The organism is Fibrobacter sp. UWT3 (assembly GCF_900230125.1).
GTDB lineage: Bacteria > Fibrobacterota > Fibrobacteria > Fibrobacterales > Fibrobacteraceae > Fibrobacter.
The window spans coordinates 1,244,275-1,257,844 of sequence record NZ_OCSS01000001.1 but is presented as its reverse complement, the minus strand read 5'-3'; the positions used below and the strand labels follow the sequence as shown (position 1 = coordinate 1,257,844).

Below are 13,570 nucleotides of genomic sequence, written 5' to 3'. Positions count from 1 at the left end.
TCTCAAAGCATTTAAAAGCACCCTGTCGTTTGACAGGGTGCTTTTTGCAAAAGAGATCCCCGCCTTCGCGGGGATGACAAAGCGTCCTACGATACCAACATCATGGAGAACACCATGACGAACAGTGCAACGGTTTCGCCGACGCCGAGCACCATCAGGTAGTTCACCAGGCCCTTGCCGGTTTCGCCGAGGGCGTTGCAGGCGTCCGCAGCGGACTTGCCCACGTACCAGGCGCTGGCCATCATGCCGATGCCACCGAAGATGCCCACACCCAGGTATGCAGCCCAGTTGGCCGGAGCCGCCTGGGACTTGTTCAGGATGTACATCATCAGCAACATGCCGTAGATTGTCTGCGCGATCGGCGCGCCCACGAAGATGAGCAGCGTAAACAGCGCGTTCTTACCCTTGAGATACGCCTTCTTCCAGGCCCCGATGGCCGCCATGCCGGCAGTCCCGCAGCCCAGCGCAGAACCCACCGCGGCAAGGCCCAGGGCCGCCACCGCGCCGAGTTTCGCGAGCGTTAAAAGTTGAGCTTGATCCATACGTGTTACCTCGCTGGATTAGAGCACCATCATGGAGAACACGAGAACGAACAGGGCCACGGTTTCCACGATACCGAGCACCATCAGGTAGTTCACCATGCCCTTGCCGGTTTCACCGAGAGCGTCGCAAGCCACAGCAGCGGACTTGCCCTGGTACCAGGCAGAAGCCATCATGCCAAGACCGCCGAAGATACCGGCACCGAGGCAGCCGCCCCAGTTGGTAAAGCCGTTTTCAGCAGCCTTGCTCAAGATGAAGTTCATGAGCAACATGCCATAAATCGTCTGGGAAATCGGGGCACCCACGAACACCAAGAGCGTGAAGAGGGCGGACTTGCCCTGGGCATAAGCCTTCTTCCACATCGTGATGGCGGACATACCGGCCGTTCCGCAACCAAGGGCAGAGCCCATAGCCGCAATGCCGAGAGCGGCAGCAGCACCCCTATAATGACCGAACAACCTTCGGTTGTTCTCTCGCCAGCACGACTCGCTCCCGCTGAGTCGCTTTCTGGCTCACGGTAGCGAGAGTAACCATTGTATTCGGTTCCATCGTCTTCTTTTGGGCGTTCCCCACACTATCGTGTGGGTCGGGCTATATTGCAAGGCCCCCGTGCGCACCTGCGGCACGCCCGCGCGGCTCTTGCAACGGCGCCACAGCGCCGCCCCAAGGGGTCACTATCCCTAACGCAAATGCGGCAGGAACCGCCTTTCATTCATATTTACAGAGATTCGAGCAACTTCTTGAAAAGTCGCTCGCCAATATGCCGGCCGCTGGAACGCAGGATTTCCACTGCCTCACGGATTTCATCGGCAGAAAGGAACCCTTCTTTGTAGGCAGCACTAAAAATGCCAATCGTTCCCATTATGTTGAAACCGATGGACTTTGCGACATGTCTCGCGCGTATTTCGTCCACGAGCAACAGGTCGGCTTTCAACCTGTCGGTAAGGACTAGCGCCTCGCTCTCGCCAAGGTCAAGCCCAGTTGTTCTCCTAAAAAGGGACACTTCTTGTGGGTTGACATCCTGAATCCTGATGAATTCGCATTCCTGGATTTCGGACGCCTCTTCCGCAAAATCAGGGTTGGCAGTCAGTTCGTCGAAAACGCCCTGCGGAATATGGACAGCCCCAAAAAGGCTTTCCAGCAAATCAAGGCGTCGAATTTTTAGGAGGGAAATTAGCGGCGTGGTATCGGAGACGACAATCATACCTGTGCGGCCTCTTTGGCTTTCAGGCGTTCATAAGTCGCCACATCCTCTTCCACCTCGCTCCAATCCATGTCGAAATAGGCAAAACCCTCTTTGGCGTAAAGTTCGATAAGTTGCCACTTCGTGATACCGAGGATTTCTGCGGCACGACCATGCGAAATGGTCTCGTTCTTCACGAACGGATGCAACAACAAGGCCAACTGGACAAGTTCGCCATCTGGCTTCGTAGCAATATACGGTTCCATAGCCACGGGAACCTTAAGCTGCACTGTTGTCATTTCCATAGGGGCCTCTACCATCAATATATAATTTTTTTACGGGAAAGGCAAGCCTAACTCATGGCACCTTGGCTATTGCAAAAAGTTTTATTTTGAATAAATACTTAATAAGAAATATTATTTCTGCTAAATAATTTCAGCATTTCAACCATGCTGTTAGAATGGTCTTTTGAGTATTAAACCTGGAATAACCGCAGAAAACCCCAAAATGTGGATTTGTAGTTTTTTTAATAGTGGGTTCATGAACAACCATATTCATTACCGGTTAAGTTAAAATATATCCTTTTTTCTTGTTAAGTGGTATACCCTTGTGGTCTAGGCAGCCTGTTTTGACAGCCTATATTCCACCGGTGTCATGTAACCGAGCGAACTATGGAGCCGTTTCCGGTTGTAGAACAGCTCGATGTACCTGAAAACGGCCTCCCGCACGTCTTCGATGTCCTTGAAGTCTCGCCTGTAGGCCATCTCCTTCTTGAAGCTTGCGAAGAAGCTTTCCATGCAGGCGTTGTCGTAGGGGCAGCCCGGGGCGCTCATCGAGGGCGTTATCCCATTCTCCGAGAGCATCGTGCGGTAGCCCATGCTGCTGTACTGCACGCCACGGTCGGAATGGAAGATTAGTCCGTCGTGATGGCCGCGTTGCATGATGGCATTGGACAACGCGCGCTTGACAAGTTCCGTGTCGATGTTCTTGCTCACGGCATAACCCACCGCCTCCTTGTTGCATAGGTCAAGTACCACGGCAAGGTACACCCAGCCAAGCGTAGTCTTGACGTAGGTGATGTCGCCGGCCCAGACGGCGTTCAGACTGTCGGGATCGAACTTCCGCTGCACCAGGTTCTCGCTGTACATGGAGTCACATTTGCCCTTGCGGTAGGGTTTCCATTTCTTGAGCGTGACCGGATAGAGACCGTTCTCGCGCATGATGCGGCGCAGTTTCCACACCTTTACCTCGTCACCCTTGTCATGGAGTGCCGCCTGCATCTTCGGGCAACCGTACACGCGGTGGTTTTCTTCGAAGGTGTCGCGGACCTTCTGGACAAGCCGTTCTTCGCGGGCCTTCTTCTCGGCACGTTTTTCCTGCTGGCGCGACCACTGGTAGTAGGAACACTGCGGTATTCCTAGGGCTCTGCACATCTTCCTGACTGAGTATTTCTTGCGGTTCACGTGTATCGCCTCGCATTTCAGTCGTGTGGTCGCATAAAGATGTGCAGGGATTTTTTTAGGATCTCTACCGTCTCCTTCTCGTCCGCAAGCTCCTTTTCACGCTTCTTCAGGAGTTTTTCCAGTTCCCTGTTCTTGGCGGCGAGTTCCTCGACGGACACCTTGCGGATTCGCCGTTCCTCGCGGTAGCTCGGCAGGTTGTGTTCCTTGCGGTACTCGTTTACCCACCGACCGACTGTATTGGGCCCGATTCCGAGTTCCTTGGCTATTTGGTTTGCTGACTTTTCGCCTTTCAGGACCAGCTTGATGACCTGTTCCCTTGTCTCGGAGCTATAGTTGATTTTTGCCATTGTTTTACCTTTTGGGGGTTGCGCAATGAATATAGTAGCTTATGCTACCCTCTTATTAAACTCCTGCATGGTCCAAGATGTATATTATCTAAGAAATGGACAAGAAACTGATCAGATATACCGTTGCATGCGTCAACGAGTTCGCCGCAAACAAGAGCCTCACCGAAAAGCAGGCTTTTGATTATCTATGCAATCACGGAGCGATGGATTTCCTTGTCGAATTCTACGATGTGGAGCATACGCTTTCATTTGAAGACGCCATCAACGACCTGACGCTAGTCAGCCAGCAGAACGGAGGGAAGATACAGTGATTCTCTTCCACTCAGAAAAAGCGATTGCGCTGTTGAAAAAGAAGGAGTCGGCCCATGTCTAAGCCAAAAATGCTTGCTGAACTCATAACGGGAGACATCATCTCGTATGTGATGGAAGACCAGAAACTCTCTCTCATCGAGGCTATGCGTAGGTTCTACGCTTCTGAAACATTCGCCAAGTTGGTTGACCTGGAAACCGGACTTTACCTTGAAAGTTCTCCCTATGTCTACGACATATTCAAGGCGGAACAGGAAAACGGGAAACTGACTCAACTCGAAGTCTAGCCTAAGCCGGCTCCTTACGCGGCCAGCCTTTTCAACCTATACTCTACCGGGCTCAGGTACCCGAGCGTGCTATCCGACATCTTTTCCGACATTCTTTCCGAAATTGCCCTGGCGAACAATGACGAATTCGCAGAGATTATCTCCAAGATGGCTTAACCTCCCATATCAACAAGTATCTGCACCAAGACCTTATAGTCCAGATACTGGATTCCATCTTTCCCTTGATGGATTTTGTCAGCCAGTTCGCTGTTATAATACATATCCATCGCCTGTTCTAGCGAACAGTTCTTCACCTGCGCAAGATGCGCAATAATGCGCTCTTCCAGGCGTTCCTGATAGACTTTTTCCAGAACATCTTCGTCTACCATTTTACACCTCTTCGCAACCCTTGTATTTCAGGACCGCATCAATAGCCTTTTGCGTGATAAAGGCGATCTGGTCGTAAGTCGGATAAGCCTTTATTTCCTTCAATGCCCGCGACATATCCCAGATACCGGAGTGATACATATCCACAACACGGAAAACCTTGTCATTTGCGACCTTGCCCATAATTACATCGTATTGGGCATATTCCAAGGAACCATCGCGGCATTTGCACACGAAATCAATCCATTCCTCTAAATCATCGGGGAACGTCTTAACGGAGAGTGCGGCAGGGACATCGTCCATGTCATAGACATTCAATATCGGCTTCAGGTTCCCATCCTTTAGAATATCGATTTTCCTGTGCGCCCAACGGACAGCCTGTTCACGCACCGTCGTGACATAGAATCCCTTTCCGAAATCAAGCGGTCGAAAAGAATGCTCAACATCCGGCTTGTCAACAACAACGTTCGAACCATGATAGACGATCATATGGCCACCTTACGGACGTTCAGATATTCTTCAATATCGCTGACGACGAAATCAGTGCTCTGCGTATGCAAAATTTCGTAATTGGGAACAAGGAATTTCTGAATACAGCCTGATTCAGCCAGCTTTCGATACACAAAAGACGGCAAACGATTCCACTTGGTTGCGCAAGCGTGAATCATATACACGACAAATTCAAAAGATTCCTGAACCATGGTCTAATCCTAATTGTTTTTCGCAGTCCAATTATAAAAAAAGGGTGCGGGGCATAGCCCCGCTATTCTTGAAAAGGAGATGCCCGCCTGAGCGGGCATGACACTTTACGCTACGACACGAGCATCATCGAGAACACCATGACGAACAGTGCGACGGTTTCGCCGACGCCGAGCACCATCAGGTAGTTCACGAGGCCCTTGCCGGTTTCACCGAGGGCGTTGCAGGCGTCCGCAGCGGACTTGCCCACGTACCATGCAGATGCCATCATGCCAATGCCACCGAAGATGCCCACACCCAGGTATGCAGCCCAGTTGGCCGGAGCCGCCTGGGACTTGTTCAGGATGTACATCATCAGCAACATGCCGTAGATTGTCTGCGCAATCGGCGCGCCCACGAAAATGAGCAGCGTAAACAGCGCGTTCTTACCCTTGAGATACGCCTTCTTCCAGGCCCCGATGGCCGCCATGCCGGCAGTCCCGCAGCCCAGCGCAGAACCCACCGCGGCAAGGCCCAGGGCCGCCACCGCGCCAAGTTTCGCGAGCGTTAAAAGTTGAGCTTGATCCATACGTGTTACCTCGCTGGATTAAAGCACCATCATGGAGAACACGAGAACGAACAGTGCCACGGTTTCCACGATACCGAGCACCATCAGGTAGTTCACCATGCCCTTGCCGGTTTCACCGAGGGCGTCGCAGGCCACGGCCGCGGACTTGCCCTGGTACCAGGCAGAAGCCATCATGCCGAGACCGCCGAAGATACCGGCGCCGAGGCAGCCGCCCCAGTTGGTAAAGCCGCTTTCGGCAGCCTTGCTCAAGATGAAGTTCATGAGCAACATGCCGTAAATCGTCTGGGAAATCGGGGCACCCACAAACACCAGCAAGGTGAAGAGGGCCGACTTGCCCTGGGCATAAGCCTTCTTCCACATGGTGATGGCGGACATACCGGCCGTTCCGCAACCAAGGGCGGAGCCCATTGCCGCAATGCCGAGAGCGGCTGCAGCACCCCTATAATGACCGAACAACCTTTGGTTGTTCTCTCGCCAGCACGACTCGCTTACGCTGAGTCGCTTTCTGGCTCACGGTAGCGAGAGTAACCATTGTATTCGGTTCCATTGTTTTTTCCTCATTAAGTAGCGGGAATCATCCCTTGGTTTAATTTTTTTGCTTGGCGAAGGGGGCGAAGGCAAATCCGCTCCATTCCTGGCCAAGTCCATTTGAAAATTCGAGTGTGTTAAGACGTACGGCGTGGACGGCGACGCCCATGACCGCAAGCGCGATGTTCAGGCCGTGCACAAAGAGCAGCAGGAAGGCAGCCCCGGCGATACCGACAGCGGAGCCGAACAGCGGCGAGAGCATGTCGTTGAACGCCTCGGCGATAGCCGCACCGGACATGCCCACGGCAAACAGACGGATGTAACTGATCACGTCGGTAAAGCTGTTCACCACGTCAAGCACAAGCATCGGGATGCTGATGAAGTCCTGTTTGAGGCGCTTCGGCGGAACGGTAAAGAGCACCAGGAGAACGGCTTCCACGATGAACATCGGGATGACGAACTTCGGCATGTCGATACCGAGCACCATCTGGCAGGCCAGGAAGAACATCACCCAGCAGCCGATGAGCCAGCCCACCTGCGCCATGAACGTGGAGTCCTTGCGCTTGATGCGCACGCAGACGTTCCACACGTGAGCGATACTCAGGTGGACCACGGCGATGCAGAAGCAGAACAGCTGGATATGCTGCATCTGGGAGGCACCCGCCGTCTTCGGCACGAAGCTATCGGGCAAGATAGTGATCGACTGGGCGAAGGCCTTGTAGGCTTCGAACTTCGCCGGGTCAGTCGGGGCGCTCGTGCGGATCCAGAGCATCGCGTTCTTCAGCGGTTCAGGCAACCAGCCGTAGTTGGTGATGTCCAGGTAATACGTCTTCTTTATTTGGGCGTTCCCCACACTATCGTGTGGGTCGGGCTATATTCTGGGGGCAATCGGCTTCGCTTACGCTTGCCGCTCACCTCCCAGAACCAAGCCCCGCTGCGCGGGTCTTGTCCCCAAGGGGTCACTATCCCTAACGCGAATGCAACAGTCAACAGCATATTTAAAGAAATGATATGAAAAACTTACCAAATGCATTGACAATATGTTAAAATATTGCTACCTTGACGCATCCTTGAAAACAACAAGAGGAAAACTTGAAACAGCTACATTTTTATATTTTTGCCATTCTTTGTCTATTAGGGCTAGATAGCGCTTTTGCTCTTAATTTCCCGTATTCTGAATGGAGTCTTGCAAATTACGAAGGGGCGTATGCGACCTTTAACGAGGGCTTTGTTTCTGTTGCCGATGGTGGCTCTGATTACTGGCATGTTCAACTGACCCGCAGCAATATTGAATTACAGGCTGGTAAGACATACGAAGTCAAGTTTTACCTACAGGGTGTTAGCGCTCGCCGCTATGTAGAGGTTCGAATCGGGCGCGACGGCTTCCCTTACGATGCCTTTGCCGAATTTGGTGAAGTTGCAGCGACCGTAAACGGGCGAACTGTAACAAAGACTTTCACGATGCAGTCGGGCAATGTAAGCAACGCCCGGTTTGAATTTAACCTTGGTAAAAATTCTGGGACGGTTTATCTTTCTGATGTCAGTCTGAATTGCCTTGACTGCGGCTCTAGCCAAAATGTAGGCGGAAACAATTCTTATGCTACATCGGCAAGCGATTGGGGTTATGTGGTTGTTGCCGACATGGTCGATTTCCGTGACAATTCCATGTCCTTGGGCGATGTATTCGGTCAAAATCTTGAACTTGGGGTGGATTCCAAAATTTACGGTAATGTCGATGCTTCGAACCATTGTTTCTTGCGTGAACGTGCGAACATCAGTGGTGATTTGCATTATATCAATCAGTGTGAGGAACAAAACGGTGTCGTAGCCAAGACAAAGAGTGCGGCAACTCTATCAAAGCCTGTTGTCGGAATTCCGAATATAGTTGCAGGGATAACTCCAATTTCTGTTGGACTTGACCAGAATGTTACGGTATCGCCGAGTAATTACGGAGCGTTCTATGCCAATGCAAGATCCAAGGTCCATTTGTCATCGGGTTCTTATACATTTCAAAATATCTTTACGGAACCTGATGCCGAGTTTGCATTTGACTTGACTTCCGGCCCGATTACAATTAATGTCTTGGGAAATGTCCGCTTTGGCGACCGCAACACGTTCTCCATTACGGGCGGAAACCCCAGTGAAATCTTGTGGAATGTCGCCGGTGAGAATGTCGATATGGGAACGGACGGTTTGTATTTTGGAAAGTTTGTCGCTCCGTCCGCATTCGTTCGCATTCCGTCGCGTTCGCACCTTGTCGGTGCCGTGTATGCCAACAGATTCCAGATAGAGCCGCAATCTACGGTTTCTCAGGAACCTCGGGCAACCGAAATCTCCCACAGCGAAGAACATTTCGGTCCCTTCTTCGAACCTGGAGTCTTCCGCTATGTTTCACAGTTGCCGCTTTCCGCGTCTGCTATCGAAATGTTTGTCTATGCGGATAACGCCCAATTCAAGGTGAACGGCGAAACATCGACAACGGTCGAACTTCCGTCTTCTAATATAACCGCAAACATATCGCTTACCAGGAACATGATTTCGGGGTTCCCCGCCGAAGCGTTCAGCAGCAGTTATGTATTCAGCTTTACCAAGAGTGCAAACTACCGCATCTACTGGAATCCGCAAACCCAGTGCAAGCAGGGCTGCGACGGTACTACTGCGGCGACGGCCGTGGGTGACTTTGCGACCGTTCTCGAAACAGCCAAGGCGACAGGTCGCGAAATCAACATGGCGGGTGGCGTTTGGAATGTGACCGACAACTTTACTGACGGAGTAGTTCCCTGGAAAGTCGGTTTTGAACTGGTCGGATACAAGGGTGACATTTGGGATTTGAATTCTGAAAAAGATCTCCCGCTTTTGAACTTGGGTGGAAATACTCATGTGGAAATCGAAGGTCGTTCTCCACGCAGCATTATCGGCCTACGCCTTGAAAATGGATTCAATGCCGAAAATGGTGGAACAATCCATTCCGACAACCAGAAACTGCTTTTGAAAAACATTGTTATCGCAAAGTCAATGTCAAACAAAGATGGTGGAGCCCTTGCAACAAAAGACACTTTGAATCTCGAAACAGTGCATTTTAAACAGAACACATCGAAAGGAAACGGCGGCGCGATTTCTGCTCAAGGTGAAATCAGTATGCTTAATGTAATTTATTTGAGCAATACGACTGCTCTTAACGGTGGAGCCGTAAATCTTTTAGGTGGCAACACCTACATCGGCAATGCAATTTTCTATGACAACCATGCTGCGGACAATGGCGGTGCAATCAACAATGATGGCGCAACCCTGAATATTTGGAATGCGACATTCTTCGCAAATGTCGCTACGACAAAAAATGGAGCAATATCAGGCAAGGCTAAAGGCTCTATAGGCAACAGCATTTTCTGGAAGAATACAACGGCAACATGCACAGGAGAGTGTGCAGAAGAAGTTGTCGTCGGCTATAGCGCAACAAATTCATCTTTCTCGAAAAACTACATAGGAACAAATATTTACATCGGCGACCCCAAACTCGCAAACGAAAATAATCCAGCCGGCGAAAACGAATATATGAATTACGATGCAGGAATCAATCTTGATCAAAAGTCAAACCTATTGAAAGCTGGCGTAAAGAACAATTTCGCTCCACAATACGACATTGTGGATATGGAACGTGAAGATGACGCAATTGCTTTGGGCCCTTATGCAAACGCAATGCCGTCAAAGAACGCGACATTTGGTGTATTGGACGAAGAAGGAAACGTGGTGGCGAAAAAGCCTGCTATACCTTTGATTAGTGCCGTAATGGGAGCCTATCATAGAAATTATCTTAGGCATTCACCTTATGCTAGGGTATGGAAAGCAACAATTGACAGGAATAAGAAAACAAAGAAATTAAAAAAAGCACATGTTAAATTATGGGTAAAAGACAAGGATGGAAACAAACGAACCAAAGACCCCATTGTAGAATTTGATGTTTTCCGCAATGGTGATGAAAACGGTCAATGTGTTTTCCAAACAATGACAAAAAATGAAGGGAAACCAATTCTATTCTCGAATCGCCTTAAGGATGCTGGTAATTATGATGAAGCCATCGTGATTTACATGGGGGATGTTACGGATTACTTCTTTTATGAAGCAACGAAGTAGGGTACGTATATGATTAAGATTTTTATTAAAATTGTTTTAATGTCACTGTGTATTTACGTTTTACTTGCCTGTGATGATGAAAAATCGAGTGAAAACGCTCATCCAAGTTCAACGACTCTTGATTGCACTGAAAATCCAACCAACAATCCAAATTGTTATGTTGTTAAAAATCGGGAGTTACCCCCAATTAACGAAGTTTTCCCTTCGGGATCATATGGGTATGGCGATGTCGTAATGTTTAATTGGATGGAAACAGTCGCATGGTTCCTGCGTTCAGACAATCACAAATATGGTTATGATATGGATCCGTATGCAATTTTTTCTGAAAAAGATGACGAAGCTGCCCAACGAGGCCGAGACGTATATGTCTCTGTGAAGGAAAAAGAGAATGCCTTTGTGCTAGTAAAAATAGACCCTGAAATTAAAAATGATTTCCATTTGTATAAAGTAGAAAATGGAACTGTTGATAAAACTGATCTTGTTGATGCGAAGGAAGCATGCTCTAAAAATAAATGCGTTGATGAAGTTAATTTATCAGAAGGTGACTATGTGGTGTATTATGGCAATGAGAAAAAGGAACGATATTTACATGTAATATCCTATCCGTTACAATCAGAAAAAGTTATATTTGTTCCGTTTGGAGATGTTAACGCATCTGGATGCAATAAGGATGGTAAAAACGGCTGCTACACAAAAGACAAGGTTCAACCTGTTGTTGAAAAAATTTTTTCGCAAGCTGTCATGAAAATTACGCTTGATGAGAAAAAACCTGAAGAAATTGGTCTTGATAAGCATTTAACCGTTGAACTTTCTGAACCCAGCCCTTCATCAGCTGTTTTGGACAAGATTCATAATACGGAAACGTATGGTTACCTAAAGGAATTGGAAGATTATTACAATAGTGATGACGCAACACAATCTTATGCACTAGAAACAGTAAAAACAAAGTATAACAGAATTAAGCACAACAAAATTGTGCTTGCCATTAATCAAATGCGAATTCAGTGGCAATTCAACAAAGAGAGCTCTGACGAATTTAACAACTATTCTGCTTTGGAACAGGCTATTGAGAAAAATGGTGGCAAAAACCTATCCATGAAAATGAAGAGTTCTTGCGGTGGCGGTGAAGTAACCGTAACATTTAGCGGGAAAAATCCCAAAGAAGATGGATCGTTCACACCAGTTGGATTACCCTCTATAAAAAACGGATGTACATATACTCTTTATGCAGATGTTGTTCCTTTTATTCCTGAACAACCAAAAGGAGCTCAGATAACTCATAATTACAACGAGGAATTATTTTGCGAGTCGGATGAAACTCTAGATGAGTGCAAAGAAAGAACCAAACATTTGCCTTCACCTGGAGGTATTGTTTGGGGGAGCCACCAAGAAGGCGAAGCTTCGTTGAATACGTTAGCTCACGAAATAGGGCATAGCTTTGGATTGACTGACATATATATTGCTGCTGATGATCCAACATACGCACCACACTACGCTCGATACTTTGCGGTTGATGAAAGTAATTTAATGGGGTGGCAGCTTCCAACAGGGATGCGCCTTCGTTACAGGCCGTTGTTTATCGCATCAACACTATATGGCAATCTGATAGATGATCCTGATGGAGGATACGCAATTGAAAAGCAATGGGAATGCGTTCGCTCGTACAAAAAATGTAGTTCATTAAAAGAGAGTCTTAAATAGGAGTTTTTTATATGAAAAGAATGCACAAAGTGGTTTTGTCTTATTTGATTCTTTTTTCGACATTGTCAATGGCAGAATCCCTATATGATATGAATGGTTCAAAGATTGGTCTCCATAATAAAACTAATGGTCCTAAAGCATTGGTAAAAACAGAAGGTACCGTAAAGAATGAACATTCGAGTTCGGTTGTTATTAGATCGCCACAAGATACCTTTTTTATATCTAAGGGTTCTTCCGAACAGTGGCTTGAAATGGAGAAAAATATGAATTACTCCATCTGTATTCAAAATGACGATGAGAATGGCTTTTGGAAGGGAAAGAACTTTTCTTATGAAAAAACAGGCACCTGTGTCAAAATAAATTCTGGCAAGTATATAAAATCTGGACAACTTCAGTACGTAACATCATTGGGTCATATGTACACGCTCAATTTACTAGTAGGAATGAAGTATATTGACCTTTCGAAAGAAAAACATCTGCTAGGAGGGTATAGTGGTTCTGCGGATATATCACCTATTAACCGTTCCTCGATGGTCTATAAACTATCTGATCCTGTAAGATTTGATTCAATAAAAGAAATTCTTGTGGTGGACAAGTATAAAGTGACTGAATGCGAATTTATTCATGCATTGTGGGATTCAATTCCTGTGCAAACTAGTGAAAACTTGTATGACAACAATAATTACTGGATTAAAAAAAAGAAATCTATGGTAAAAAATGGTTTATGCGACACCCATGATTCTGCTGCCGTTCGAATATATCTATACCAAGCTTTAGTTTACGCAAATAATCGTAGTTTACAAGATGGTTTCAAACCTGTTTATATCCTTGAAGAAACTAAAGAAAAAAATCTTTCCTTTAATGCGTATAATGATGGTAGTTTTAACATAGTAGGCTTTAGATTTTTCCCAGACTCAGCTGATGGAAAAAAATATTATCATGTAAAGATAGATAAAGATGCTGATGGTTATCGCCTACCCTATTATGACGAATGGACTGCTTTAGCCCGTGGTGGCAAGGGCTACGAAAGTTTGATTAATTTTTGGGAACGTTCAACGGATTCATTAGAGGCCACTAAATATGCTTGGTTTGGTCAAAAGGATCCCGAAGATAAATATTTGAAAATGGATGAAAAGGATGGCATAGAAGGAGGCTGGTTGAGGCATTCTTGTGGAGAGTGGTCTCAAAAATCACGACCTGTTGGAATGCTAAAACCCAACGCGTATGGTCTCTATGATATACAGGGACTTGTATGCGAAAATGTTCTGATGCCAGGAAAAAGTCTTTTTGGAAATGAAGTATATTCCTGTAGAGGGGGATTCTTGACAACTTCCTTTAAAGATTTAAAGATTGCTAACCATTGTGACGATTATAAGAGGTTTTCCAGAACATATCAAGGACTACGACTTGTTCGTCAAATTAAGTAGTTCTAGAAAGGCTACAACAAT

Annotated in this window: 17 protein-coding genes; 5 read left to right on the top strand and 12 right to left on the bottom strand. The window is 47.3% G+C overall.

Annotated elements, in window-relative coordinates; genetic code table 11:
• Nucleotides 1-86: 86 nt before the first annotated feature.
• The 6 genes from CRO08_RS05420 to CRO08_RS05395 form a co-directional block, all read right to left on the bottom strand.
• Nucleotides 87-542 carry a V-type ATP synthase subunit K gene (locus CRO08_RS05420; RefSeq protein WP_072799628.1) on the bottom strand — a complete coding sequence of 152 codons (456 nt, stop codon included), beginning with the start codon at nucleotides 540-542 and terminating at the stop codon, nucleotides 87-89.
• 18 nt (nucleotides 543-560) lie between these two features.
• On the bottom strand, nucleotides 561-998 hold the full coding sequence (locus CRO08_RS05415) for a V-type ATP synthase subunit K (RefSeq protein ID WP_097035346.1): 438 nt from the start codon (nucleotides 996-998) through the stop codon (nucleotides 561-563).
• Between the two features lie 260 nt (nucleotides 999-1,258).
• The gene (locus CRO08_RS05410; protein ID WP_073192207.1) at nucleotides 1,259-1,744 is read right to left on the bottom strand and encodes a DUF3368 domain-containing protein; all 486 of its coding nucleotides are present in this window, start codon (nucleotides 1,742-1,744) and stop codon (nucleotides 1,259-1,261) included.
• A complete protein-coding gene (locus CRO08_RS05405) occupies nucleotides 1,741-2,028 on the bottom strand; it encodes a UPF0175 family protein (RefSeq protein ID WP_073192209.1) in 288 nt (95 codons plus the stop codon). The genes CRO08_RS05410 and CRO08_RS05405 overlap by 4 nt, the downstream gene beginning before the upstream one ends.
• 309 nt (nucleotides 2,029-2,337) lie before the next feature.
• Nucleotides 2,338-3,186, bottom strand: coding sequence for an IS3 family transposase (locus CRO08_RS05400; RefSeq protein ID WP_176495013.1), 849 nt, complete (start codon nucleotides 3,184-3,186; stop codon nucleotides 2,338-2,340).
• A gap of 17 nt (nucleotides 3,187-3,203) precedes the next feature.
• Nucleotides 3,204-3,533: a transposase gene (locus CRO08_RS05395; protein ID WP_097034692.1), complete on the bottom strand. Its 330-nt coding sequence runs from the start codon at nucleotides 3,531-3,533 to the stop codon at nucleotides 3,204-3,206.
• Nucleotides 3,534-3,628: 95 nt separating this feature from the next.
• Between CRO08_RS05395 and CRO08_RS05390 the strand changes: the two genes are divergently transcribed.
• Nucleotides 3,629-3,844 carry a DUF3791 domain-containing protein gene (locus CRO08_RS05390; protein ID WP_072801212.1) on the top strand — a complete coding sequence of 72 codons (216 nt, stop codon included), beginning with the start codon at nucleotides 3,629-3,631 and terminating at the stop codon, nucleotides 3,842-3,844.
• A 54-nt stretch (nucleotides 3,845-3,898) separates the two neighbouring features.
• Nucleotides 3,899-4,129 carry a hypothetical protein gene (locus CRO08_RS05385; protein ID WP_073192083.1) on the top strand — a complete coding sequence of 77 codons (231 nt, stop codon included), beginning with the start codon at nucleotides 3,899-3,901 and terminating at the stop codon, nucleotides 4,127-4,129.
• Between the two features lie 152 nt (nucleotides 4,130-4,281).
• Here the strand turns inward: CRO08_RS05385 and CRO08_RS05380 are convergent, their stop codons facing one another.
• The 6 genes from CRO08_RS05380 to CRO08_RS05355 form a co-directional block, all read right to left on the bottom strand.
• Nucleotides 4,282-4,497 carry a hypothetical protein gene (locus CRO08_RS05380; RefSeq protein WP_073054022.1) on the bottom strand — a complete coding sequence of 72 codons (216 nt, stop codon included), beginning with the start codon at nucleotides 4,495-4,497 and terminating at the stop codon, nucleotides 4,282-4,284.
• Nucleotide 4,498: 1 nt separating this feature from the next.
• Nucleotides 4,499-4,984 carry a DUF3990 domain-containing protein gene (locus tag CRO08_RS05375; RefSeq protein ID WP_073192085.1) on the bottom strand — a complete coding sequence of 162 codons (486 nt, stop codon included), beginning with the start codon at nucleotides 4,982-4,984 and terminating at the stop codon, nucleotides 4,499-4,501.
• Nucleotides 4,981-5,196 carry a DUF3791 domain-containing protein gene (locus CRO08_RS05370; protein ID WP_097035345.1) on the bottom strand — a complete coding sequence of 72 codons (216 nt, stop codon included), beginning with the start codon at nucleotides 5,194-5,196 and terminating at the stop codon, nucleotides 4,981-4,983. The genes CRO08_RS05375 and CRO08_RS05370 overlap by 4 nt, the downstream gene beginning before the upstream one ends.
• A 110-nt stretch (nucleotides 5,197-5,306) precedes the next feature.
• On the bottom strand, nucleotides 5,307-5,762 hold the full coding sequence (locus CRO08_RS05365) for a V-type ATP synthase subunit K (protein ID WP_072799628.1): 456 nt from the start codon (nucleotides 5,760-5,762) through the stop codon (nucleotides 5,307-5,309).
• Between the two features lie 18 nt (nucleotides 5,763-5,780).
• Nucleotides 5,781-6,218: a V-type ATP synthase subunit K gene (locus tag CRO08_RS05360; RefSeq protein ID WP_072801246.1), complete on the bottom strand. Its 438-nt coding sequence runs from the start codon at nucleotides 6,216-6,218 to the stop codon at nucleotides 5,781-5,783.
• A gap of 130 nt (nucleotides 6,219-6,348) precedes the next feature.
• Entirely contained in the window at nucleotides 6,349-7,143 is a 795-nt protein-coding gene (locus tag CRO08_RS05355; RefSeq protein WP_255252243.1) for a hypothetical protein, read from the bottom strand.
• A 239-nt stretch (nucleotides 7,144-7,382) separates the two neighbouring features.
• Between CRO08_RS05355 and CRO08_RS05350 the strand changes: the two genes are divergently transcribed.
• Genes CRO08_RS05350 through CRO08_RS05340 form a run of 3 tightly spaced genes read left to right on the top strand, consistent with a single transcriptional unit; the run spans nucleotide 7,383 to nucleotide 13,549 of the window.
• The gene (locus CRO08_RS05350; RefSeq protein WP_097035344.1) at nucleotides 7,383-10,421 is read left to right on the top strand and encodes a carbohydrate binding domain-containing protein; all 3,039 of its coding nucleotides are present in this window, start codon (nucleotides 7,383-7,385) and stop codon (nucleotides 10,419-10,421) included.
• A 9-nt stretch (nucleotides 10,422-10,430) separates the two neighbouring features.
• Nucleotides 10,431-12,122 (top strand): hypothetical protein, encoded by a 1,692-nt coding sequence (locus CRO08_RS05345; RefSeq protein WP_141398251.1) that lies wholly within the window; start codon nucleotides 10,431-10,433, stop codon nucleotides 12,120-12,122.
• Between the two features lie 11 nt (nucleotides 12,123-12,133).
• Entirely contained in the window at nucleotides 12,134-13,549 is a 1,416-nt protein-coding gene (locus CRO08_RS05340) for an SUMF1/EgtB/PvdO family nonheme iron enzyme (RefSeq protein ID WP_097035342.1), read from the top strand.
• The last annotated feature ends 21 nt before the right edge of the window (nucleotides 13,550-13,570 follow it).